Annotated in this window: 23 protein-coding genes and 1 pseudogene; 13 read left to right on the forward strand and 11 right to left on the reverse strand. The window is 70.2% G+C overall.

All coding sequences use genetic code 11. The features are described from left to right. Positions 1-304: 304 nt before the first annotated feature. Complete coding sequence (locus LCY71_RS11345; RefSeq protein ID WP_225333258.1) at positions 305-1,261, forward strand: phytoene/squalene synthase family protein; 957 nt, start codon at positions 305-307, stop codon at positions 1,259-1,261. 79 nt (positions 1,262-1,340) lie between these two features. Here LCY71_RS11345 and LCY71_RS11350 read toward each other — a convergent pair whose 3' ends face one another. The 3 genes from LCY71_RS11350 to LCY71_RS11360 form a co-directional block, all read right to left on the reverse strand. Then, the gene (locus LCY71_RS11350) at positions 1,341-1,931 is read right to left on the reverse strand and encodes a 50S ribosomal protein L15e (RefSeq protein WP_225333259.1); all 591 of its coding nucleotides are present in this window, start codon (positions 1,929-1,931) and stop codon (positions 1,341-1,343) included. A gap of 1,144 nt (positions 1,932-3,075) precedes the next feature. Then, complete coding sequence (locus LCY71_RS11355) at positions 3,076-3,972, reverse strand: serine/threonine-protein kinase RIO2 (protein WP_225333260.1); 897 nt, start codon at positions 3,970-3,972, stop codon at positions 3,076-3,078. A gap of 177 nt (positions 3,973-4,149) precedes the next feature. Continuing rightward, complete coding sequence (locus LCY71_RS11360) at positions 4,150-4,692, reverse strand: iron transporter (RefSeq protein ID WP_225333261.1); 543 nt, start codon at positions 4,690-4,692, stop codon at positions 4,150-4,152. 106 nt (positions 4,693-4,798) lie between these two features. Between LCY71_RS11360 and LCY71_RS11365 the strand changes: the two genes are divergently transcribed. Next, positions 4,799-5,134: a DUF8062 family protein gene (locus LCY71_RS11365; protein ID WP_225333262.1), complete on the forward strand. Its 336-nt coding sequence runs from the start codon at positions 4,799-4,801 to the stop codon at positions 5,132-5,134. 73 nt (positions 5,135-5,207) lie between these two features. On the opposite strand, the gene LCY71_RS11370 is transcribed toward LCY71_RS11365, so the two are convergent. The 4 genes from LCY71_RS11370 to LCY71_RS11385 all read right to left on the reverse strand — a co-directional run bounded on the left by LCY71_RS11370 (position 5,208) and on the right by LCY71_RS11385 (position 9,646). Continuing rightward, positions 5,208-5,630 (reverse strand): acyl-CoA thioesterase, encoded by a 423-nt coding sequence (locus LCY71_RS11370; RefSeq protein ID WP_225333263.1) that lies wholly within the window; start codon positions 5,628-5,630, stop codon positions 5,208-5,210. A gap of 7 nt (positions 5,631-5,637) precedes the next feature. Then, positions 5,638-6,162, reverse strand: coding sequence for a peptide-methionine (S)-S-oxide reductase MsrA (gene msrA / locus LCY71_RS11375; RefSeq protein WP_225333264.1), 525 nt, complete (start codon positions 6,160-6,162; stop codon positions 5,638-5,640). Between the two features lie 69 nt (positions 6,163-6,231). After that, positions 6,232-7,881 (reverse strand): vWA domain-containing protein, encoded by a 1,650-nt coding sequence (locus LCY71_RS11380; RefSeq protein WP_225333265.1) that lies wholly within the window; start codon positions 7,879-7,881, stop codon positions 6,232-6,234. A 133-nt stretch (positions 7,882-8,014) separates the two neighbouring features. Further along, complete coding sequence (locus LCY71_RS11385; protein ID WP_225333266.1) at positions 8,015-9,646, reverse strand: NADH-quinone oxidoreductase subunit D; 1,632 nt, start codon at positions 9,644-9,646, stop codon at positions 8,015-8,017. Between the two features lie 92 nt (positions 9,647-9,738). Between LCY71_RS11385 and LCY71_RS11390 the strand changes: the two genes are divergently transcribed. The 3 genes from LCY71_RS11390 (at position 9,739) to LCY71_RS11400 (ending at position 12,154) form a co-directional block, all read left to right on the forward strand. After that, positions 9,739-10,425 carry a helix-turn-helix domain-containing protein gene (locus LCY71_RS11390; RefSeq protein ID WP_225333267.1) on the forward strand — a complete coding sequence of 229 codons (687 nt, stop codon included), beginning with the start codon at positions 9,739-9,741 and terminating at the stop codon, positions 10,423-10,425. A gap of 8 nt (positions 10,426-10,433) precedes the next feature. Next, the gene (locus tag LCY71_RS11395) at positions 10,434-11,243 is read left to right on the forward strand and encodes a lipoate--protein ligase family protein (RefSeq protein ID WP_225333268.1); all 810 of its coding nucleotides are present in this window, start codon (positions 10,434-10,436) and stop codon (positions 11,241-11,243) included. 80 nt (positions 11,244-11,323) lie between these two features. Beyond that, the gene (locus LCY71_RS11400; protein ID WP_225333269.1) at positions 11,324-12,154 is read left to right on the forward strand and encodes a deoxyribonuclease IV; all 831 of its coding nucleotides are present in this window, start codon (positions 11,324-11,326) and stop codon (positions 12,152-12,154) included. A 104-nt stretch (positions 12,155-12,258) separates the two neighbouring features. On the opposite strand, the gene LCY71_RS11405 is transcribed toward LCY71_RS11400, so the two are convergent. Next, positions 12,259-12,633 (reverse strand): hypothetical protein, encoded by a 375-nt coding sequence (locus LCY71_RS11405; RefSeq protein ID WP_225333270.1) that lies wholly within the window; start codon positions 12,631-12,633, stop codon positions 12,259-12,261. 203 nt (positions 12,634-12,836) lie between these two features. Here LCY71_RS11405 and LCY71_RS11410 point away from each other — a divergent pair, with 203 nt between their 5' ends. Together LCY71_RS11410 and LCY71_RS21695 are read left to right on the forward strand one after the other, a co-directional pair. Next, a complete protein-coding gene (locus LCY71_RS11410) occupies positions 12,837-13,388 on the forward strand; it encodes a metal-dependent hydrolase (protein ID WP_225333271.1) in 552 nt (183 codons plus the stop codon). A 196-nt stretch (positions 13,389-13,584) separates the two neighbouring features. Continuing rightward, positions 13,585-13,911 (forward strand): annotated as a pseudogene (locus LCY71_RS21695) (hypothetical protein); the annotation flags it as partial. Positions 13,912-14,031: 120 nt separating this feature from the next. Here LCY71_RS21695 and LCY71_RS11420 read toward each other — a convergent pair. Both LCY71_RS11420 and LCY71_RS11425 read right to left on the reverse strand, forming a co-directional pair. Beyond that, positions 14,032-14,331, reverse strand: a complete 300-nt coding sequence (locus LCY71_RS11420; RefSeq protein WP_225333272.1) for a DUF7521 family protein — start codon at positions 14,329-14,331, stop codon at positions 14,032-14,034. Further along, positions 14,328-14,690, reverse strand: a complete 363-nt coding sequence (locus LCY71_RS11425; protein WP_225333273.1) for a winged helix-turn-helix domain-containing protein — start codon at positions 14,688-14,690, stop codon at positions 14,328-14,330. The genes LCY71_RS11420 and LCY71_RS11425 overlap by 4 nt, the downstream gene beginning before the upstream one ends. A 274-nt stretch (positions 14,691-14,964) precedes the next feature. On the opposite strand from LCY71_RS11425, the gene LCY71_RS11430 reads away from it, so the two are divergent. Next, a complete protein-coding gene (locus tag LCY71_RS11430; protein ID WP_225333274.1) occupies positions 14,965-15,888 on the forward strand; it encodes a halocyanin domain-containing protein in 924 nt (307 codons plus the stop codon). A 41-nt stretch (positions 15,889-15,929) separates the two neighbouring features. Next, on the forward strand, positions 15,930-16,721 hold the full coding sequence (locus tag LCY71_RS11435; protein ID WP_373325132.1) for a class I SAM-dependent methyltransferase: 792 nt from the start codon (positions 15,930-15,932) through the stop codon (positions 16,719-16,721). 47 nt (positions 16,722-16,768) lie between these two features. On the opposite strand, the gene LCY71_RS11440 is transcribed toward LCY71_RS11435, so the two are convergent. Further along, positions 16,769-17,410, reverse strand: coding sequence for a DUF7095 family protein (locus tag LCY71_RS11440; RefSeq protein WP_373325167.1), 642 nt, complete (start codon positions 17,408-17,410; stop codon positions 16,769-16,771). Between the two features lie 130 nt (positions 17,411-17,540). Between LCY71_RS11440 and LCY71_RS11445 the strand changes: the two genes are divergently transcribed. From LCY71_RS11445 to ncsA, 4 genes are all read left to right on the forward strand, one after another. Then, a complete protein-coding gene (locus LCY71_RS11445) occupies positions 17,541-19,166 on the forward strand; it encodes a sensor histidine kinase (protein ID WP_225333276.1) in 1,626 nt (541 codons plus the stop codon). Positions 19,167-19,198: 32 nt separating this feature from the next. Beyond that, a complete protein-coding gene (gene sugE / locus LCY71_RS11450) occupies positions 19,199-19,516 on the forward strand; it encodes a quaternary ammonium compound efflux SMR transporter SugE (protein WP_225333277.1) in 318 nt (105 codons plus the stop codon). 174 nt (positions 19,517-19,690) lie between these two features. Further along, positions 19,691-20,392 (forward strand): alpha/beta fold hydrolase, encoded by a 702-nt coding sequence (locus tag LCY71_RS11455; RefSeq protein WP_225333278.1) that lies wholly within the window; start codon positions 19,691-19,693, stop codon positions 20,390-20,392. Between the two features lie 65 nt (positions 20,393-20,457). After that, positions 20,458-21,447, forward strand: a complete 990-nt coding sequence (ncsA, locus tag LCY71_RS11460; protein WP_225333279.1) for a tRNA 2-thiolation protein NcsA — start codon at positions 20,458-20,460, stop codon at positions 21,445-21,447. Positions 21,448-21,583 lie beyond the last annotated feature (136 nt).

Consider the following 21,583-nt stretch of genomic DNA (forward strand, 5'->3'; position numbering starts at 1 on the left):
GTCCTCGCTGCTCCTGTCCCGATAGCCGCCGCTGTCTGCGGGGCCGTCGTCGACCGTCGCGTTCCGGATTGCCGGCGCGACACCTACGCTGTTGGCACACTACTTATGGTGCTTCTGCGATATATGTAAATCATCCAATGACTATTCCGACGCCACCGGTCGACGGTCGAGATCGGCAGTCCGTTCCCCGGGGAGCCGTGCGCTCCCGCGCACACGCCCGCCAGCGCCGTTCCGACTCGCCGGCCCCGGCCGAACCGGGGCGGGGCCGATCGATCGCTCGACTGCCGCGGTCGCGCCCGTCGAGATGGTAGACGCGGACTCGGTCAGGACGGCCAAGGCCGTCCAGCAGCGAACCGGCCGGACCTTCCACCTGGCGACGCGGCTCCTCCCGGAGCGGATCCGCCGTCCGACGTACGTGCTCTACGCGTTCTTCCGGGTCGCCGACGAGGTCGTCGACCGGACGGACGACACGCCGGCGTCCGTCCGGCGGGAGCGCCTCGAGCAGATCCGGTCAGCCGTGCTGGACGACGCCTCGACCGACGACCCGGTGATCGCGGCGTTCCGATCGCTGTGTGCCGACGGCGACGTCGACGACGAGGAGGTGGCCGTGTTCCTCGACGCGATGGAGAGCGACGTCGACCGGGCCCGCTACGACACCTTCGCCGACCTCCGGGAGTACATGCGCGGCTCGGCCGTCGCCGTCGGCAACATGATGATGACCGTCATGGACGTTCCCGACCCCGAGGCCGCACGGCCCCACGCCGCCGCCCTGGCTGAGGCCTTCCAGCTCACCAACTTCCTCCGCGACGTCCGCGAGGACGTCCGTGACTACGGCCGGGTCTACCTGCCGCAGGAGACGCTGGCCGAGCACGGCGTCACGGAGGCGGACCTGGCCGACGCGAACGTCACCGAGGGGTTCCGGGACGCGATGGCGGACGAGCTCTCGCGGGCCGAGCGGCTGTACCGCGAGGGGGTCGCCGGCATCCGCTATCTGCCGGCGGACTGCCGATTCGCCGTCCTCCTGTCGGCCACGCTGTACGCGGAGCACCACCGGCTCATCAGGGATCGCGACTACGACGTCCTGACCGCGACGCCGGAGCTGTCCCGCGGTCGCCGGCTTCGCGTCCTCGCCCGCACCTGGTGGCACTGGTGGCGCAGGCCGGACCCGGAAGCGGCCTTCTACGCGGCCAGCCCCGTTCCGGAGTGGTCGAGCGACACCGACCCGCCCGTCGGCGTCCCGGACCCCGGGCATCCGGTCTGACGGCGCTGCCGTCAGTGCGCTCCGCTCTGCCCGGGACGGAGCAGCCGCTACGCGGTCGAAAACGGGAGAGAAGACCCGGTTACTTGCCGCGGCCGCGGTTGGCCGAGAGGCTCGGGCGGGTGTGCTCGCTGCCCGTACCCTTCTCGCTCAGGCCGCGGTTGCGGCGGCCGGCGCCGGTGATGCCGCGCAGCGCGCGCTCGGCCTGGTCGTCCTCGCAGATCCAGTTGAGGTCGTCGTCGTTCTGGATCGCGGGGTGTTCGGGGTCGACGAGGATGACCTCGTGCCACTTCTGGCGGCCGTCCTCGCCCACCCAGTAGCTGCTCAGCACGCGCAGGTTGGGGAACGTGCGGGTGGCCCGTTCCTCCGCGACGCGCTGGATGTCCTTGCGGCGAGTGACGCGGGTCACGCCCTGGCGCTTCGAGCGGCGCCCGGCCGTGAACCGCTCCTTGCGGGCCCCGCCCTTGCGGACGGAGACGCGCGCGACGACGATGCCCTGCTTGGCCTTGTAGCCGAGCGAGCGGGCCTTGTCGAGGCGGGTCGGGCGCTCGATGCGAACGACCGAGCCCTGGTCGCGCCAGTCTTGCTGTCGCTGCCACTGCAGTTCCGCGAGCTTGCCGTCGTCCGGGTCCTTCCAGGCGTCCCGGATGTACGAATATGCGCTCTTAGCCATGTGTATCACCACGGGCGTTTAGCGGTTCAAATCCCTCGGCGGCCGCGCCGCCTCCGTCGAGGCGCGAGGCCTCGCTGGATTCACATCCCGACCTGTACAGACAGGTGCCCGCTGGTGCCCGTCGCCCAGCGAGTTACCGGTTGTATCCGCGAAACGCCCTTAAGAGATTCGGACTCGCCTCGGCGTTCCCCGGCCCGCTACCGGGACCCCGCCAGGGGGACCCGTCATCGCGTCGGTTGCTCCATCGGTGGCGGCGTCGACACCGCGTCCTCGTCCGGACCCCCGGCGGGTTCAGCTACGAGTGCTCTGGCCGGTTTCATGGCAGTCCGCAAGCGCCGATATCGACTCAGTTAGACGTCGAACAACCGTTCTCCGATTCAGCCGGTCGAGACCATCGACGTCCAATTCCGTATATCGATATTTGATTTATGCATGTCTATCCCGGTCTGTCTCGCCCTGGCCGAACCGACGGACTCCCACGCCGTGGCGCCGTGACGGCCGTCTCGATGTCTGATCCGGCCGGTCGGTCCCGGCCGGCGACGCAGCGGACTAGCGACGAAGACAACCACTGAACTACTCGACCCGTACTGCTAACCGGTTCCCCAGCAGCGGGGGATCGCTGGACCTGATGACCGGACAGTGAGACACACCGTATCCGTACCCTGGACGACCGACGCCGTACCGCCGGCCGCCCCCGAGCGTCCGTGCCGGGACGGTGAACGATGGTTGCGATGGAGCCCCATTTTCCACACCGAGTCCCTGGGGTCGAGCGTCGAAGACCCACCGCGAGGCCGGACCAGGATACGATTCCTACGCCCCCGAAGCGGCGTCTCCTCTCCGGATTCCCGCTGACTGCTGGCGGACTCCATCGTTACCTGGCCGCCGAACTCGCTCGACCTGCCCGAAACGGCGACCCGACTGCAACGGCTGCCGAGGCAGTCCTCGACGACTCCGGCGACGGGCCCCAGCCGTGCTGCCTGAGGCTCCGACGCCGGGCGTACCGTCGGGCTCGTTCGTTGCCCCCGTTCTGGGCTACCGTTCCGGCCGTTTGATATAGCGGACTGGAATTTACGCAAACGACGTCCGTTCCCGCAGCTATTGGGCTGATACAGTCAGCGACCGCGAGACCGGGGACGAGCGAGAATCAGACGAGGCCGTCGAAGTCGCCGGCCCGGAGTTCCTCGGCGACCCGATCGTCGTCGACGTCGCCCACCTGTCCGGGGTACTTCCGGCGGAAGTAACCCAGCAGGTTCTCCACGTCCCGGTCGAGGAGTTCGTCCGCGTTCTCGTGGTCGACGGGGACGGCCTGTGGCCAGTCGAACACCGTCACGCCGTCGCTGGCGACGAAGACGTTGTACTCGCTCATGTCCGCGTGCACGAACCCCTCGGCGTAGGCCGTGGCCATCTCGTCGAGGATCAACTCCAGGACCGGAACGACCTGCTCGTCTTCCAGGGCCGTCCGGGAGAGCTCGACGCCGTCGATCTTCTCCATGACGATGGCGTGGCGGTTGGCGTCGATCGGCTGGGGGACGCTAACCGACGGGTACAGCGTCTCCAGGGCCTCGTACTCGCGCTCGGCGGCCTTGCGGGCGGTGTACTGCCAGGAGACGTGGTCCCTGTCGGCGGTGTACTCCCGCTCGCGGTTGACTTCCCGGAAGTTGGTGTATCCCTCGCGGTGGAACTTCAGGGCCATCGGCTTGTAGGAGGCCACCTCGTAGACGTCGCTCTCCTTGCCCACCCCCAGGGGCGCGCCCACGCTCTCGATGGTCTCGCGCTCGGCGAGGGTGTGCAGCGCCAGCGCGTCGTAGCCCTCGAAGGTGAGCTTGTACCCCTCGTACTGGATCGTCTTCCGTTCGAGCAGGCCGCGGTCCTGACAGCGGTCCAGCCGGTAGTCGACGTCCTCCGCGGTCAGCCGGGAGAACTCCGGGAGCTTCTCCCTGGCCACGTACTCCGAGAACCGCATCCCCTGCTCGACCCCGGAGAGGAGGTAGAAGTCCTCGTCCTCCAGGTCCGCCATCTCGGCGGCGACGTTCTGGACCATCAGAGAGCCATAGTCGGCGGATTCGTATAAGTGCGACGCGTCAGGGCGCTATTTAGTGGTAAATCGCATGCTGCTATATCGAACACAGATCGGCACTGACACTGCTGTTCGATCCGGCCGTCGCCGTCCAGCATCGCCTGGAAACCCGCAACGCGCTTCACGGATCCCGGCAGCGAATCAGTCCTGCCCCGTCTCGACGTCGACGTCCTCGAAGGTCTCGTCGATGGGCTCGGTGAACCGGTCGCCGTTCTCCTCGTCGTGGCGCGGGAAGCCGGGCGCGTCGGCCTCGACGTGCAGGTCGTATGTCCCGTCGCCGGGCAGCGAGACGTTCACGCCGTAGTGGTACAGGCCGGGGTGCCAGACGAGTGGCACGTCGACGGGACCGACCGTCTCCTCGTCGCCCTCGAAGGTGACCTGCGGGTTCATTCCCGGGAGGAACCGGCCGTCCGCCGAGCTCGCGACGACGACCTCGACGTGGCAGTTCTCGTCGTCGCCGGGTTCCCGCCAGTTCAGCTCGCCGTCCTCCACGTGGTACATCCCCTCGGCCTCCTCCTGGGCGAACCCGACGAGGCAGTCGCCGACTTCGCGGGTGTCGCCGGTGTGAGCGACCTCCTCGATCATGTACTCGACGGCCGCCGTGAACGCGTCGCCGGCCTCGCGGGCGAGTTCGAGCTGGCGCTCGTCGGCCTCCTCGCTGGGCTGGAGCGGATCGGTGGACATGCGCTTATTATTAGCAATTCAACACGAATAAGCCCCCGCCCGAGCCACGAGAACCGCGGGACGGGACCGCCGTGGATTGAAGGGGCTGGTGGCCCGAGTGGATCACGTGACCGTAGACGACGCTCCCGACGACCCCGGGAACGCCCCCACTGTGTCCTGCCGCCGCTGCGGGCGCGAGTGGGACCTCGGCGACGAACTGGACGCCGTCGGCAACAGCGCGTTCGAGCAGTTCGCGCTCGACCACCGGCGCCACACCGGCCACTTCCCCGACGGCATCGAGACGTGGCGAGCCGTCTGTCGTCACTGCCCCGAACGGGCCGAACGGATCGAGGAGTCGGGCGTCCGCCGGTGGGCCCGGACGCACGCCCGTCACACCGACCACGCCGTGGAGATCGAGGGGGCCGACGGCGAGTCGGCACTGATCGAGCCCGGGTCGGGGTAGCAAATACCGTTATGTGGTCTCTGATGGTGTCTGACGGCATTTAATGGGGTGCAGTGGCCGATGCCGAGAGCCGCTACTCCGCGTCGAGCCCCTCGAACTCGACGATGGCCTCGCGCCACCGATCGGGCAGCGGTCGGGACTCGGCGGCGGCCCGGTCGTAGGCGACCAGCGTGGTCTCGCCCGTCGCGACTACCGCCTCGTCGCGCAGTTCGTACTCGATCGTCACGCTCGACCGACCCAGCGCCGTCGTCTCCACGGTGACCGTCACCGCGTCGACGGTCCGCAGCGGGCGCTCGAAGTCCAGTTCGAGTCCGGCCATGACCAGCCCGGTACCGTCGGCGGCCGGCGACAGCAGGTCCGCCGCCTCGTCGCCCAGCACCGCCTCGAGGTACGCGATACGGGCCTCCTCCATGTACGTGGCGTAGACGGCGTTGTTGACGTGCCCGTAGGTGTCCACGTCGGTGAACCGGACGTCGACGGTCGTCTCGAAGGTCATGCGGGCGTTACGCGACCAGCTCCCGGAACCGATCCCGGACCTTCGAGACCTTCGGCGCGACGTTGACCGTGCAGTACGCCTGGTCGGGGTTCTCCTCGTAGTAGTTCTGGTGGTAGTCCTCGGCGGGGTAGAACGTCTCCAGCGGCTCGATCTCTGTGACGATGGGGTCGTCGTACTCCGATTCGAGGTCGTCGACGAACGCCTCGACCGTCTCGCGCTGGGTCTCGTCGTGGTAGAAGACGGCCGAGCGGTACTGGCTGCCCACGTCGGGGCCTTCGCGGTCTCTCGTCGTGGGGTTGTGCGTCGCGAAGTGGACGGTCAGGACGTCCTCGTAGTCCAGTACGTCGGGGTCGTACTCCACCCGGACGCACTCGGCGTGGCCCGTCTCGCCGGAGCAGACCGCCTCGTAGCTGGGGTCCTCGACGTGGCCGCCCGCGTAGCCCGATGTGACGGACTCGACGCCCTCGATCTCCTCAAACACGGCCTCGGTACACCAGAAGCACCCGCCCGCGACGGTGGCTGTCTCGGTCATGGACCGCGGTACGCGCTCTGGCGTCAAAAAGCGACCGTCACGCCGTGTCGGTCGGGCCGCCGTGGGCAGTCAGCCCGCAGTCGACGTGGCCGTCCGCTCGGCGTCCGTCGCGGCCGGCGTCTCCGTTCCCCCGGCCTCGGTCGTCGCCGCGTCTTCCCCCTCGTCGTCGGCCTCCCGGAGCAGCCGGTCGAGGACGGCCAGGTCGTCCTCGAAGTCGCCGGAGAGCGCCGAGGCCTCCGCGCGGAAGTGCTCGGCGAACCGCGGGAGTCGCTCGTCGTACGGCGCCGTCACCCGGAGGTCGACCGACTGCTGCTCCCACTGGCCGAGTCCGCGGCGCTCGATAGCGTCGTCGGCCTCGACCGCCACGCCGCCCCGCTCGTGGGCGGCCCATGACCGCAGCAGGTAGGCGTAGTCGGTCAGCGCGACGGCCTTCCGGACGCCGGGGCTCTCGTAGTGCGGTGCCTCCCGGTCGGTCAGGTCGACCTCGCGGGTCGTCTCGTGGACCTCGCCGTCGGGGTCCTCGTAGCTGGCCGTCAGCGTCACCGTCGCGTCGGGCGCCGTGCGGTTCAGCTCCACGAGCATGACGCCGCCCTCGGTGCCGTTCTCGCTGGTCCGCGAGGGAAAGAGCGTGTTCACGTGCAGCAGTTCTCCGGTCTCGGGGTCGTTGGGCGACCCGTAGACGGCCTCGACGTCGGCGCCGTCGCTCTCCACCTGCAGGCTCAGGTTGTACGCGAGCGGGGTCACCATGTAGTCGAAGCCCTCGGTCATCCGCTCGTCGAAGGCCGTCGGCGACTTCACCGAGTAGTAGTTCGCGCCCCGCACCGTCGCGATGGATTCGGTCAGGTCGGCGTTGAAGTCGACGCCGGCGCCGACGAAGGTGGTGTGAATCCCCTCGCCGGCGCGCTCCTGCAGGCGGTCTTCGAGGCTCCGTCCGTCCGTGTCGCCGAGGTTCGGCATCGCGTCGGTCACGTAGACGACCCGCGCCGGGCGGGACTCGTTGGCCCGCTCGTCGAGCATCGCGTGGGCGGTCCGCATCCCGGCGTCGAGGTTCGTGCCCCCGCCGGCGCGGACGTCCCGCAGTCGCTGGTCGACGCCCGAGCGCTCCAGTTCGTCGACCCGCGCGAGCCCCTGCACCCGGCCGGCCGAGTCGTCGTAGGTGACGACGCCGAGTCGGTCCGCGCCGTTGAGCTCGTCGGTCATGCTGGCGACGGCGTCGGTCGCCGCGGTGATCTTCCGCCGGTCCGCGGCGGACTCGTCACCGTCGTAGTGGTACTCGGAGAACCCGCTATCCATCGATCCGGAGGTGTCCAGCACGACGACCACGTCCATGGGCTCGTGGTCGAAGCCCTCCGCCGAGATCCCGGAGTCGAGCCCCACGGTCAGGTAGTGTTCCGTCTCGTTCGAGAGCGGGTCCTCGACCACGCCCTGGCTGTAGGACGGGCAGAACCGCCGGTCGCAGTCGCTCTCGCCGGTGTCGAAGTAGTAGTCGTGGTACAGCCCCTCGTAGGTCATCGCCGACGGTCGCGGGACGTACCCCTCCTCGACGTTGCGCCGGAAGGCGGTCGCGTCCTGCGCGCCGCCGACGGAGGCGCCCAGCGAGGCGCTCCTGCCGGACGACGCGGCGTCGCCGCCGGTGAGGCCGGCGCCGCCGCCGGCCCCGGAACAGCCCGCCGTTATCGTGAGCAGTGCCACGCAGACAGTCGCGAGCGCGGATCGCATGCGAACTACTTGCACGGTAATTGTAAATAGCGACGTCGATGGCTCTAACGGCGCTTTCAGTGAAACGGCTGTTTCAGTAACGCCCGCGCTTCACGCTCCGGGCGACGTCGGCGGGTCGGCGACGACCGGTGAGCTATCGGTCGACGTCGCCCATGATGACGTCGAGGCTACCGATGGCGGCGACGAGGTCGGCCAGGAACTCGCCCTCGGCGACGGTCTCCAGCGACTGGAGGTTCGAGAAGGAGGGGCCGCGGATCTTGAACCGCGCGGGCGTGTCCGTGCCGTCCGAGCGTATGTAGATTCCCAGTTCGCCCTTCGCCGTCTCGACGGCGCTGTAGATCTCCGCGTCGCGGTCGGGCCGCAGCGTCCGCGGAACGTCGGACTGGATCTCCCGCTCGTCTTCCGGCCAGTCGGACAGCAGATCGACGCACTGCTGGACGATCCGGGCGGACTCCTCGACCTCGCGCAGGCGCACGAGCAACCGCGAGAAGTTGTCGCAGCCGTCCTCGGTGACGACGTCCCACTCCAGTTCGTCGTAGTAGCCGTAGGGGTCGTCCCTGCGGAGGTCGTAGTCGACGCCCGAGCCGCGAGCGACCGGGCCGGTACACCCGTAGTCCTTCGCCACCTCCGACGGGAGGACGCCGGTGTCGACGGTCCGCTTCTGGAGGATCTCGTTGCCCGTGATGAGGTCGTGGTACTCGGCCATCTTCTCGGGGAGGCCGTCGAGGAACGCCCGGATCTTCCCGAGGAACGCCCCGCGGGGCTCGGGCAGGTCCCAGGCGACCCCGCCCAGCCGGAAGTAGTTGAACATCAGCCGCTGGCCAGTCAGGTCCTCCAGGATCGACTGGACGATCTCGCGGTCCCGGATTGCGTACATGAACGCGGCGCAGAACTCCCCCACGATGTCCAGCGCGAACGTCCCGACGGCCAGGAAGTGCGACAGCATCCGGGAGAGCTCGGCGCTCATCGTTCGGACGACCTGCGCGTACTCCGGCACGTCGAGGTCGGCCAGCCGCTCGGCGGCGCGGGCGTAGGCCCACTCGTTGCAGAGGCCGGCCCCGCCCCAGTCCCAGCGGTCGGGGTAGGGCATGATCTGGTGGCGGTAGGTGCCCTGCTGGCACATCTGCTCCTCGCAGCGGTGGATGTAACCGATGTCGGGCTCGACGTCGACGATCTGCTCGCCGTCCAGCGACACCAGCAGGTGGAGTACCCCGTGCGTGCTGGGGTGGTGCGGTCCGATGTTCAGCAGCATCGTGTCCGAGCTGACCCGGGTGTCCTCGAAGACCTTCTGGTGCTCCCTGTACGGCACGATCTGCGGCTGGTCCTGGTCGTAGTCTTCCCTGAGGGGATGGCCCTGCCAGGTCTCCGGCAGGAGGATGCGCCGGAGGTCCGGGTGGCCCTCGTACTCGATTCCCAGCAGGTCGTAGGCCTCCCGCTCGTGCCAGACCGCCGTCTCGTAGACGGGCGCGGCGCTCTCGGAGACCGGGTCGCCCTTCGGCGTCGGGACGACCACGGAGACCTCGTCCGTCCGGTCCTCGTACGTCGCGAGGTGATAGATCGTCTCGAAGCGGTCGTCGTACTCCTGTGCGGTGACGCAGGTGCAGTGGTCGTACCCCTGCTCGCGCTTCAGCGCCGAGAGGACCGACTGGACCGCGTCGGCCCGGATCCTGATCGCCGGCGCGTTCAGGTGTTCCTCCCGCCCCAGGACCCCGTCGAGCCCCACCGTCACCGAGTCGGACGTGCCGTCGTGGATCGCCTGCTGCATTGGCTTTCGTACGGATCCAGGCCCGCCACCCACCTCGCCGTGGTGCCTCACCGACGAGGCGAATTTAAGTACCACCGGGGACACCCGGGACCGTGAAGTACGTCAGGCTCTCGCTCGACCACGACTCCGAGGCCAGACACCCCATGCACCAGTTCGTGGTCGACCACGAGGGGTTCGAGGCGTCGCGGCTGGTCGCCGCCTCGCCCGTGGTCGACGGCCTCCGGTCGGCCCTGTTCCACGTCCGCGGCGGCCCGATCGAGGACTACGAGGCCGCGCTCGACGGCGTCGCGTCGGTCACCGAGTACGCCGTCTCGCCGTGCCCCGACGACTCGTTCTACCTGTACACGCGCGACGAACTCTCCCCGGAGGGGCAGCGACTGGCCGACGCCTTCGCCACCGTCGGGCTGGTCCTGCTCTACCCCGTCGCCTACCGCGCGGACGGGACTATCCGCGTGAGCGTCGTCGGCCCGGGCGAGACGGTGCAGGCGGCACTGGCGGACCTGCCCGCCGGCGTCGCGCCCGACGTGCTGGAGGTCGGCGAGTACGGCCACCGCCGGCTCGCCGACGGGGAGCGCCTCACCGACCGGCAGTTCGAGGCCGTCCGCGCGGCCGTCGACTGCGGCTACTACGGCGATCCCCGCGACGGGAGCGTCGCCGACGTGGCCGAGGAACTCGGCTGCGCGCCCGGTACCGCCGCCGAGCACCTGCGGCGCGCCGAGCGGCGGGTGATGGCCGCGCTGGTCGACGGGTCGCAATCGCTTTCGGGACCGATTCCGTAGCCGGGCGCATGACCGACCTGGCGGGACTGGACTGGCGCGTGATCGGGGCGGAGGCCCGCCCCGGCGCGGAGACGATGGCGCTGGACGAGGTGGCGGCGGCGACGGCGGGCCAGGGCGGCCCCGCCACCGCCCGGGTGTACCAGTGGTCGCCCAGCACGCTCTCGCTGGGCTACTCCCAGGACCCCGAGACCGTCGACTGGGACTACTGCGAGCGCGAGGGCGTCGACGTCGTCCGCCGGCCGACCGGCGGGGGCGCCATCTACCACGACGAGTTCGGCGACGTCTCCTACTCGATCGTCGTCCCGGCCGACGCCGTCCCCGGGGACCTCATGGCGTCGTACGAACTGCTCTGCCGGCCCGTGCTGGAGGCGTTCGCCGCCATGGGCGTCGAGGCCGACTTCGCGAGCGAGGAGCGCCCCGCCGTCTACGAACCCGCCTGCTACCTCCGGCCGCTGCACCCCGCACACGACGTCGTCGGACCGGACGGGCGCAAGATCAGCGGCAACGCCCAGTACCGCCGGCGCGACGCCGTGGTCCAGCACGGCTCGCTGACCTTTCGCCGTGACGCCGACCGCCACACCGCCGTCTTCGACGCGGACCTCGACCCCGACGCCTTCCGCGACCGCGTGACTGCGATCGAGGCCCACGCCGACGGCTCTCGCGAGGCGGCCGTCGCGACGCTGACCGACACGCTGACCGACTGGGCCGGCGCGGACCCCGGCTCGTGGACCGACGACGAACTCGACCGGGCGGCCGCGCTGGTCGACGCCAAGTACGGGACCGACGCGTGGACGCGCGACGGCGAGGACCCGACCTGACGAAAGATTCTCACGAAGGCAACAAACGGTAGCGTCGACGGTCCGGAACCTCTTTGCCGGGTCGCCACAGAATCCAGCGCATGCGCGTCGGAGCACACACGTCGATCGCTGGCGGGGCGTACAACGCGGTCGACGAGCAGGTCGAGTACGGCGGGACGTGCGGGCAGATCTTCAGCCACTCGCCGCAGGTCTGGCAGGACCCGAACATCGACGACGACGAGGCCGAGCAGTTCCGGGACCTGACCGACGACCACGGCGTCGGCCCGTGGGTCATCCACTCCTCCTATCTCGTCAACCTCTGCACCCCCAAAGAGGACCTCCGCGAGAAGTCCATCGACTCCATGCAGAAGGAGGTCGACGCCGCCGACAAGCTCGGCGTCGAGTACGTCAACGTCCACCTGGGCGCCCACACCGGTGCGGGCGTCGACCAGGGGCTGGACAACGCCGCGAGCGCGCTGGACGAACTGGACATTCCCGACGGCGTCACCGTCCTCGTCGAGTCCGACGCCGGCAGCGGCACCAAGCTCGGCGGCGAGTTCGAGCACCTCGCCGAGGTCCTCGACCGCTCCGAGCAGGACCTGGAGGTCTGCCTCGACACCGCCCACATGTTCGCCGCGGGCTACGACCTCTCGACCCCCGGGGGCGTCGCGGACACCGTCGCCACCTTCGACGACGTTGTCGGGCTGGACAAGTTGGCCTGCGTCCACCTCAACGACTCCAAGCACGACTGTGGCACCAACAAGGACGAGCACGCCCACCTCGGCGAGGGGAAGATCGGCGAGGACGGGATGGAAGCCATCCTGACCCACGACGACCTCGCGGGCGTCCCCCTCGTGCTGGAGACGCCCACCGAGGACGGGAAGGGCTTCGCGTGGAACATCGAGCGGGCGAGAGAGCTGGGCGACTCGTAGAGTCGCCGAATGAGCGAGCGGGAGCGACCGCAGGGAGCGACACGCGAGCTGGGCGGCGCGTAAGCGTCACCGGACAGGCGAGCGGGAGCGAGCGATCGACCTATTCAGACCGGCCGACCGTTTCTCGGAGCCCGTCGACGCCGACGCCGAACGCGAGCCACCCCGCGATCAGCAGGGCCGTCGCAGTGAGAAGGAACGTTCTCGACCTGCGAGCGAGCCAGACCCACGACGAAGACCTGACCGACGAACAGCACCGCTACGGTGCCGACCACGAACAGCCAGACGTCCGCGACGGTCGCGTCGAGCCGGTCGGCACCTCCCCGGACGAACCGGACGGCGACGACGGCGGCGGCGACCGTCCCGCCCAGCCACATGCGCACCTGCGTGAACGGATCGGGCGGGGCGAGCATCGGGGTGAGCCCGAACACGAGCGGCACCAGCGCGACGAAGGTCAAGAGGACGGCCAGCGAGTCTCTCATCGACGGTTCCGTGACGTCCATCGGTGAAAACAATGTCCGTCCACCGGCGAACTCGACCCCGGCCGCTCCGGAGCGGACGCGATCGAACGGTTCCCGGAACGACCCTCGACGCGGCGAAGACGGGCGAGGGGTCCCGCCGCTCTAGGTCGACGTTATTCCGATAACCGGGACATATCCTTCCCCGCGAGTCACCAAGGGTAGGTATGGTCGACGTCGTCGGACACCTCGGCATGGCGCTCGTGTGGCTCGCCCCCGCGTGGTTCTTCGTCGCGGAGGCCAGGACCGCGGTGACGTTCGTCGGCGCGGGCGTCTGGTTCGGGATGCTCCCCGACCTGGACCTCTACCTGCGGGGGATCTTCCCGACGGTACAGCACCACGGCGTGCTCCACACCGTCCTCGCCGTGTCTCTGGTCGCCGCCGTCGCGGGCCCGATACTCGGATGGATCCTGAAGCGGACGCTGGACGACAGCCGCTGGTTCTCGGAGCGCGCGGAGAACGACGCGTTCGCGCTCGGCTTCCTGGCCGTCTGGATCCCCGGGCTCGCGCACGTCTTCGCTGACATGCTGTCGGCCCCGGACATCGCCCAGGCGGTCGAGCCGTTCTGGCCGCTCTACCGGCAGTCGCTCGGCATCGACGTCGTCTGGTACAACAACCCCTGGTTCAACTGGGGACTGCTGATCGCTGGCCTCGCGCTCAACCTCGCCCTGTACTGGCAGTACTCGCGGACCGCGTCGCCGGTGCCCGCCGGCCAGTAGCGGCCCCGACCGCTCTCACCCCGCGAACTCGACGCCGGTCACCTCGAAGCGCGCGCCGCCCTCGTCGCCCTCGATCACGCTGCCCTCCCAGCCGTGGGCGTCGACGGAGAGGCGGCCGCCGTCGGCGTTGATCTCCCAGGCGTCGCTGGCGGCGCGCTCGAGGGAGACGGCGCTAGAGCAGGTCTTCGAGCACCCGATGAACGAAGCCGCCGGCGTCGTCTTTCGCCATCCCCTCCAGCGGACGCACGTGCCCGATACCTTCGCAGGTAATATCTGGCAACGGGCCTACGAGGCCTACGTGGCCGACCCGGACCCGCTGCCGGCGTCCTACGAGTCGGTCCCGCGGGCGGTGCTCAACGCAGTCCTCCACCTGCGCGAGAATCGGGGCCTGCGACCCGCCGTAGACGGGCGGTGTGTCGAGCGCTGCGAGCGAGCGACCGTCGCGGGCCCGGTCTGTCACGTCCGCCAGAGCTTCGTCTCGCCGGTGACGAGTTCGTCCTCCGTCGAGAACGGGCTCCACGTCCGGGTCGACGGCGAGATGATATCCGTCGGCGGATCCGGGGCCTTCGTCGAGGACGTCGAGGACGTCGAGGACGTCGAGACGACGCTCGAACCCGCCCGATCCGCGGTCGCGTCGGAGCGGTCACCGGGTCGGTTCGCGGCCCGCGGTGACCAGCAGCGAGTAGGCGATGACCGCGAACCCGACCGCTGTCAGCGCCGTCTCGACGACGAGCGCGGTGCCGGAGCCGACCGACAGGAGCTGGTCGGCGACGCCGGCCAGCAGCGACCCGAGCGTGACGACGCCGAACCCGGTCGCGAGGTAGGCCAGCCCCTCGGATCGGGTCCGCAGGGCGGCCCGCGCGGCGAGGGCGGTAACGAGGCCGCCGAGCAGCAGCGTCGCGGTCTTGAAGCCGATGGCGACGGGTGGAATGGAGTCGATCACACTTCTTCGCTGACCTCCTGCCAGAGCCGGGCGAGTCGTTCGTCGGGCGATTCCCGCTCGCGGAGGACCTCGACGTCGAAGGGCCGCTCGTCTTCGACCGCGACCCAGACCCCGGAGCAGTCGCGCTCGTAGGTCGTCACGTGGTGGCCGTCCGCGCGGACGCCGGTGGCCTCGGCGAGGAGGTCCGCTTCGGTGAGCCGCTCGAGCTTCCGGTAGGTCGAGGTCTGCGAGAGGTCGCAGGCGTCCGCGACCGCCTGGGCGGGCAGCGGCTCGTCGAGGGTCGCGAGGATGTCTCGACAATCGGGATCGGCCAGCGCCTCGAAGACCGCCTGTCGGTCCGCCGGTCCGTCGTCGGTCACGGCGGATCCCTCCCGGTCGTCTGCGGGGCCGAAGGGGCGGGGAGCGTCATGGTCTGGACTGGATGCGTTTCGTCGCAACGCTCCGGGCGGGCCGCCGTCATACTGTCGGTCTCGCCCGCGACGTGGCGGGCGAACGCCGCCCGCGTCCGGACGGTCGCAGTCCGTACCACCGGTTTCGTCTGTACGGCCCGACACATTAAGGGCGGCTGTCGCTTTTCAGATTCTGGAAAGCGGCGCCCGAATTATCCCGTCTGTGGGCGTAGCCCGAGCCGTAATGGAGCCCTCCAGTACCCGCAGACGGCTGCTCAGATCCGCCGGCGTCGCCGGCGTCGTCGCGCTCGGCGGTTGCGTCTCAGGACGCGGCGCCGACAGTTCGGACCCGACCGAGACGGCGGCCGACGGGGCCGCGACGGACCAGACCGGAACGGCGACGGATCAGTGCGAAACGGCGACGGAGTACACGCCCGCCTCAGAGCTGTCCCCGCCCGAGTCGCTCGAAGAGTGGCTCGCGGACGCGAACGGCTACGGCGAACCGATCCGGGCGGCGCCGCCGGAGACGGAGATTCTGGTCGGCGACCCGACCGACGGCGGCCTCGCGTTCGATCCGCCGGTCGTGAAGATCCGCCCGACGACGACGGTCCGGTGGCGCTGGACCGGCCACGGCGGCCCGCGCAACGTGGTCGCGCTCGACGGCACGTTCGACAGCGGCCGGCCCAACGCCCAGCGGAACACCGGCTACCACCACGTCTTCACCGAACCCGGGACGTACGCCTTCGTCTCCGAGCCCCAGCGCGAAGCGGGGATGATCGGTGCCGTGATCGTCACGAACACGCTCGACACCGGCAACGGGAAAGTCGACGAGTGGCTCTACGAGGTCGGCAACTCCGACGGGACCATCGCCGACCTGACAGACGCGGACGCCCCGACGGTGGCGGTCGGCGCCGAGGGCAACGGCGGCAACTTCGCCTTCGATCCGCCGGCTATCCGCGTCTCGACCGGGGCGACGGTCACCTGGGAGTGGACCGGCGAGGGCGGCGCCCACGACGTCGTCTTCGAGGACGCCGACGTCAGTTCCGGCGACGTCGTCGCCGACGCAGGCGAGACGTTCGAGCACGCGTTCGACGAACCCGGGACGTACCTGTACGTCTGTCGACCCCACGAGGGGATCGGCATGAGGGGCGCCGTCGTCGTGGAGTAGCTTCCGACCGGCTTTTGACCACGGGCGCCCACGTCCGGGACGTGCGGCAGTTCGACGCGGAGTATCTCGACCGGACGCGCACGGGCATGTGGGCCGACTCCCGCGAGGCGCTGGCGGACCTCGCGCTCGACGACTGCGAGCGCGTCCTGGACGTGGGCTGCGGGACGGGCGTGCTGACGCGGGTGCTCAGAGAGGAGACGCCCGGCGAGGTCGTCGGGCTCGACGCCGACGCCGACCTGCTCGCCGCCGTCGACCCGCCCGTCGTCCGGGGCGACGCCACTCGCCTGCCGCTCCGGGACGACGCCGTCGACCTGGTGGTCTGCCAGGCGCTGTTGATCAACCTCCCCGATCCGGCGGCGGCCCTGCGGGAGTTCGCGCGCGTCGCCGACGACCGGGTGGCCGTCGTCGAACCGGACAACGCTCAGGTGTGCGTCGAGTCGACGGTCGGGGCCGAACCCGCGCTGGCCCGGCGAGCCCGGGAACTCTACCTCGACGGCGTCGACACGGACGTCTCGCTGGGCGCGAGCGCGGCCGACCTGTTCGAGCGCGTCGATCTCGATGTGGCGTCGACGCGGCGCTACGACCACGTTCGGACGACCGCGCCCCCCTACTCGGAGTCGGCCCTGGCGGCGGCCCGCCGGAAGGCCACCGGCGAGGGGCTCGACGACCGCCCGGAGGTCGCGACCGGTGCCGACGACGCGGCCGCCTACGACGCCCTCCGCGAGGACTGGCGCGAGATGGGACGGACGGTGATCGACCAGATGCAGGACGGCGACTACGAGCGCCGCGAGACGGTCCCCTTCTACGTCACGGTCGGCCGCGTGCCTGAGTGATCCGGCCGCCGGCCGCGCGTCGGAGTGATCGGACTGGCGACGGTGCGTCAGACCACGTCGCCGCGGACGGACGCGCCCTCCTGTTGCTCGCGGTAGGCGCGGACGGCGTCGGCGGCCGTCTCGGCCTCGTCCTCGTCCATGCCGAGCATCTCCAGCGCGCCCGACAGCGTCGGGAAGGCCAGTTCGCTCTCCCGGAGCTTGCGGAGCGCCTCGTCGCTGCGCTCGCCCTCCGCCCACAGGCAGACGCCCCGTGGGTCGAGGATCTGCTCGTAGTTCTCCCGCGCGCGAGCCCCGTCGAGGCGCTGGGTGACGTTGTCCTCGAAGGAGGCGTTGCACACCTCCAGGTGGATCGGCTCGCCGTCCTCAAGCAGGTGCGCGGCGAGGCACTTCTCCGGGGCGACGTGGCCGTTCGCGTTCGCGCGGACGTAGTCGGGGTGCTCCTCGGCCCACTCGGCGCGGACGGTGGCACCGATCCCCGCGACGCCGAGTTCCCGCTCGAACCGCTCGGGGTCGCCCTCGTCGCGCATGAGGATGTCCTTGGTGAGGTAGACGTCGACCCGCTCGACCGGGTCCAGCCCAAGCGCCACGTCGCCGAACACCCACACCTCGCGGACGGGAACGGGCATGGTCTCCCCGGCGACGGCGTCGACGATCGCCTCGACGCGGTCGATGGCCGCGTCGCGCGACAGTTCGGTCATCGGACGAGCCTACCGGCCGCGCGCCCAAAGACCCCTCGGACCGGCGGGCCGGCCGGGCCGTTTGTACGCCGCACGGCCACATTCATCATGTTTTACCGGGAAGGTAACGTAGATGGAAGGTATGCGCCTCCGGACGCGGGTCCTCGCGGCACTCCTCGTGGTGGCCGTCGTGCTCTCGCTGGTCTCGCTGGCGGGATTCACGTTCTACCGGGACGAGGTCATCGCCCAGGGGGAGCGCGACCTGGTCACCACGGCGGAGTCGGTCGCCGACCGGCTCGACACGGTCCTCGATGAGAAGGAGGAGATGGTCTTCCTGTGGTCACACAGGCCGGGCATCGGCGACCACGGCTCGGCGTCCCAGCAGGTGGCACTGCGGACGTTCGTCGCCACGACGGACTTCAGCGGGGCGTCGGTCATCGCGCGCAACGGCACCATGACCGCCATCGACGGGGTGGGCATCGAGCGGGAGGAGGACATCGAGGGGCAGAACTTCAGTGATCGACAGTACTTCCAGCGGGCGATGCGCGGCGAGACGTACGTCAGCGATCCGGTGCGCGCCGAGAGCGACAACGTCGTCGTGACTGTCAGCGCGCCAATCGTCCGGGCGGAGCAGACGCTGGGGACCTTCAACGCGGCCTTCCACGTGCAACGGGGGGACCTCCCCCGGACGCTCGGGGTCGTGACCGACGAGACGGAGCACGTCGTCGTCGAGGCCGACGGGACCACCGTCTTCGAGACCGGCGACCCGCCGGCGGACGCCGCCATGCGGGCGACCGCTACCGTCGAGAACACGGGCTGGACGGTCGTCGCGACCAGCAGCGACGCCGCGCTGGCCGCGGAACTACGGACGGTCACGCTCCTGCAGCTCGGCACGCTCGCGGCGGTCGTGGTCTCGATCGCCGCCCTGGGCGGGTGGCTCTACCGCGAGTACGTCCACAACTTCGAGCGCCTGGTGGCGGGGTTCGGCGCGCTCGTCGTCGGCGACTACGGGACGACCGTCTCGCTGTCCGGGTCGACCGAGTGGCAGGAGGTCGGCGACCACTTCAACGAACTCAGCGAGACGCTGGCCCGCCGGCGCGTCGAGGTGGCCGTGCTCAATCGGGTGTTGCGGCACAACCTCCGGAACGCGATGACCGTCGTCACCGGGAACGCCGACTACCTCGCCGACCACGTCGAGGACGACCGACTGGCCGACGTCGCGATGCGGATCCGGGACCGCAGCGAATCGCTGCTCGCGCTCGCGGAGCGGGCGCGAACCGTCGAATCGACGCTGCGCGGCGGCGGGCGGGCGCCGCCGTCCCGTCCCGTGGCCGACGTCGTCGAGGAGACCGTCGCCGGTCTCCGCGAGGAGCACCCCGAGGCGACAATCACGGTCGAGCGGGCCCCGCCGGGCGTCGCGGTCCCCGGCGGCGACCTCGTCTCGGTCGCCGTCGACGAACTGGTCGCAAACGCCATCGACCACGGCGGCGGGACGGTCCGGATCGCCGCCGACGCGGACGAGGAGGCGGTCTCGATCGTCGTGGCCGACGACGGGCCGGGCATGCCCGTCGTCGAGCGGCGGATCCTCGAGGAGTCGTTCGTCGAGAGCTCCACCGAGCACGGCTCCGGGCTCGGCATGTGGATCGTCACCTGGATCGTCGACCGCCTCGACGGCGACGTGTCGGTCGACGTCGACGCCGGGACCACGATCACCGTGCGGCTCCCGCTCGCGGATGGGATCGATCGGAACGACGTCGCAATATCGTAATCCATTCACACGGGCGCGCGCACGAGACGACCATGTCGTGGCTCCTCCTGCTCGTCGCCGGCCTGTTCGAGGCGATCTGGGCCATCGGCCTGGAGTACTCCGACGGGTTCACGCGGCCGGCGCCGACCGCTGTCACGCTGGTCGCGCTGGCCGTTAGCATGGTCCTGCTCGCGCGGGCCGTGCGCGACCTCCCCATCGGGACGGCCTACGCCGTGTGGACTGGCATCGGCGCGACGGCGACGGCGATCTACGGGCTCGTCGTCCTCGACGAACCGGCCGGCCCCGCGCGGCTGTTCTTCCTCGGCCTCGTCGTCGCGGGCATCGCCGGACTCCACATGACGAGCACCTAACGCTTAGGTGGGCGGCACGAGTCCGGCGACGCATGATCGACGGCGAGGTCCGGACCGACCTGCTTGCCGGGTTCGAGCAGCACGGGCGGTGGATCGAGTGGTACGGAACGGAATAGCGGCGTTCGGAACGCGACGCGGAGCCACCCTTTTCTGCCGGGCGTCCCACCTCGTCGCATGGAATTCCGGACGTTCGGGGACGGCGGCGACCCGGACTGCCTGTTCGTCCTCGGCTGGGGGAACCGCCCGTCCCACGAGCCAGTGCGGTGGCTGATCGACCGACTCGTCGGCGACGGATGGCGGGTCCACGCGGCGACGCTCCCGCCGCACGTCACCGACGTCCAGCGCCAGTGGGTCCGGCCCGTCGAGCGCTACGCGGCCGACCTCGACCGGCCGGCTCTGCTGGGTCACAGCGCGGGCGGCCTGACCGCCGCCCACGCCGACGTCGACGCCCGCACGCGGACGTACCTCAGCCCATGGTGGGGCGAACCGCCCGCCAGGCAGAACCCCGTCGTCGACCTGCTGGCGCGCGTCCCCGGCGACTACCGGTTCCTGCCCAGCGGCATCGACGACGGCTCGCTCCTCGGCGTCCACGCCACCGAGCGCCAGCTCCGGGAGGGACCGGACCGCGTCTCGCCGGCGTTCCTGCGAGCGACGCGCCGGGCGCACCGGACGCTACCGCGGATCGGCGACGGCGCGCTCGTCTTCTGCTCGCTGACCGATCGGATCGTCTCGACCCGCGCTATCGGTGAGCGCGTCCCCGCAGACCGGACCGTCCTCTACGACGGCGGCCACGAACTGTTCTCCTCCCGGTCCCGCGAGGAGCACCTGCCGACGCTGCTGGCCGCGCTGGAGCAGGGGGTCGCGGCCCTCGACTAGACGTGGCCCTGCGTCGGGCACAGAGCGAAACCCTCACCCCCGCCCGCGCGTAACGCCGACCAACGATGGCGGACTGTGACAAGTGCGGCGCGCCCGCCGCCATGCACGCCGCGTACTCGGGGCTGCACCTCTGCGAGGACCACCTCTGCCGGTCGGTCGAGGAGCGGGTCCGCCGCCGCGTCCGCGAGGACAACCTGGTCCCGCGGGACGCGACGCCCGAGGACCCCGAGACGTGGGTGATCGGGCTCTCCGGGGGCAAGGACAGCGTCGTCCTCACGCAGATCCTCCAGGAGACCTTCGCCGAGGATCCCCGAATCGAACTCGTCGCCCTGTCGATCCACGAGGGCATCGAGGGGTACCGCGACAGGTCGCTGGACGCGTGTGAGGAACTGACCGACGACCTGGGGATTCGCCACGAGGTCGTCGCCTACGAGGACGAGTTCGACGTCCGGATGGACGACGTCGTCGAGGACGACCCGGAGGGCATGGCCGCCTGTGCCTACTGCGGGGTCTTCCGGCGCGACGTCCTCTCCCGCTACGCGGAGGACCTGGACGCCGACAAGCTCCTGACCGGGCACAACCTCGACGACGAGGCCGAGACGGCCCTGATGAACGTCCTAGAGGGCGACGTCGACCAGATGGCCAAGCACTTCGACGCCTCGCTGGGCCCCTTCGCGGGCGGGGACGCGGAGCGGACCCGCGCTGAACAGGACCACCACATTCCACGCGCGAAGCCCCTGCGGGACGTCCCCGAGAAGGAAGTCGCCCTCTACGCCCGCTTCCGGGACCTCCCCGCGCACATCACCGAGTGTCCCCACGCCGAGGAGGCCTACCGCGGCGAGATACAGGAGCTGATGCTCGGTCTGGAGGAGAACCACCCCGGGACGCGCCACTCGATCATGGCCGGCTACGAGAAGCTCGCCGCGCTCGCCGCCGCCGAGTACGGCGGCGACGCCGACGACCGCGAGTTCGGCGAGTGCGACCGCTGCGGGGCGCCGACGGCGAGAGAGCTGTGCCGGAAGTGTTCGTTGCTCGACGCACTCGAAGCGGTTTAGCGCGAGAGCGTTGAGCAGCGAACATCGCGAACTGTTGGACGCACTGGAGGCCGTGTAGGCCGAGAGCGTCGAGAAGCGACCGTCGTGAGCGACTGACGCACAGCGGCTCGGGGGCACTAACCCGATCGGTCTCGTC

This window comes from Halomicrobium urmianum, from assembly GCF_020217425.1.
Lineage (GTDB): Archaea > Halobacteriota > Halobacteria > Halobacteriales > Haloarculaceae > Halomicrobium > Halomicrobium urmianum.

Excerpts from the sequence above, each read along its gene's own strand:
- LCY71_RS11345 (WP_225333258.1), top strand. The coding sequence starts at position 305 with ATGGTAGACGCGGACTCGGTCAGGACGGCCAAGGCCGTCCAGCAGCGA.
- LCY71_RS11350 (WP_225333259.1), bottom strand. The coding sequence starts at position 1,931 with ATGGCTAAGAGCGCATATTCGTACATCCGGGACGCCTGGAAGGACCCG.
- LCY71_RS11355 (WP_225333260.1), bottom strand. The coding sequence starts at position 3,972 with ATGGTCCAGAACGTCGCCGCCGAGATGGCGGACCTGGAGGACGAGGAC.
- LCY71_RS11360 (WP_225333261.1), bottom strand. The coding sequence starts at position 4,692 with ATGTCCACCGATCCGCTCCAGCCCAGCGAGGAGGCCGACGAGCGCCAG.
- LCY71_RS11370 (WP_225333263.1), bottom strand. The coding sequence starts at position 5,630 with ATGACCTTCGAGACGACCGTCGACGTCCGGTTCACCGACGTGGACACC.
- msrA (WP_225333264.1), bottom strand. The coding sequence starts at position 6,162 with ATGACCGAGACAGCCACCGTCGCGGGCGGGTGCTTCTGGTGTACCGAG.
- LCY71_RS11380 (WP_225333265.1), bottom strand. The coding sequence starts at position 7,881 with ATGCGATCCGCGCTCGCGACTGTCTGCGTGGCACTGCTCACGATAACG.
- LCY71_RS11385 (WP_225333266.1), bottom strand. The coding sequence starts at position 9,646 with ATGCAGCAGGCGATCCACGACGGCACGTCCGACTCGGTGACGGTGGGG.
- LCY71_RS11395 (WP_225333268.1), top strand. The coding sequence starts at position 10,434 with ATGACCGACCTGGCGGGACTGGACTGGCGCGTGATCGGGGCGGAGGCC.
- LCY71_RS11400 (WP_225333269.1), top strand. The coding sequence starts at position 11,324 with ATGCGCGTCGGAGCACACACGTCGATCGCTGGCGGGGCGTACAACGCG.
- LCY71_RS11405 (WP_225333270.1), bottom strand. The coding sequence starts at position 12,633 with ATGAGAGACTCGCTGGCCGTCCTCTTGACCTTCGTCGCGCTGGTGCCG.
- LCY71_RS11410 (WP_225333271.1), top strand. The coding sequence starts at position 12,837 with ATGGTCGACGTCGTCGGACACCTCGGCATGGCGCTCGTGTGGCTCGCC.
- LCY71_RS11430 (WP_225333274.1), top strand. The coding sequence starts at position 14,965 with ATGGAGCCCTCCAGTACCCGCAGACGGCTGCTCAGATCCGCCGGCGTC.
- LCY71_RS11445 (WP_225333276.1), top strand. The coding sequence starts at position 17,541 with ATGCGCCTCCGGACGCGGGTCCTCGCGGCACTCCTCGTGGTGGCCGTC.
- sugE (WP_225333277.1), top strand. The coding sequence starts at position 19,199 with ATGTCGTGGCTCCTCCTGCTCGTCGCCGGCCTGTTCGAGGCGATCTGG.
- LCY71_RS11455 (WP_225333278.1), top strand. The coding sequence starts at position 19,691 with ATGGAATTCCGGACGTTCGGGGACGGCGGCGACCCGGACTGCCTGTTC.
- ncsA (WP_225333279.1), top strand. The coding sequence starts at position 20,458 with ATGGCGGACTGTGACAAGTGCGGCGCGCCCGCCGCCATGCACGCCGCG.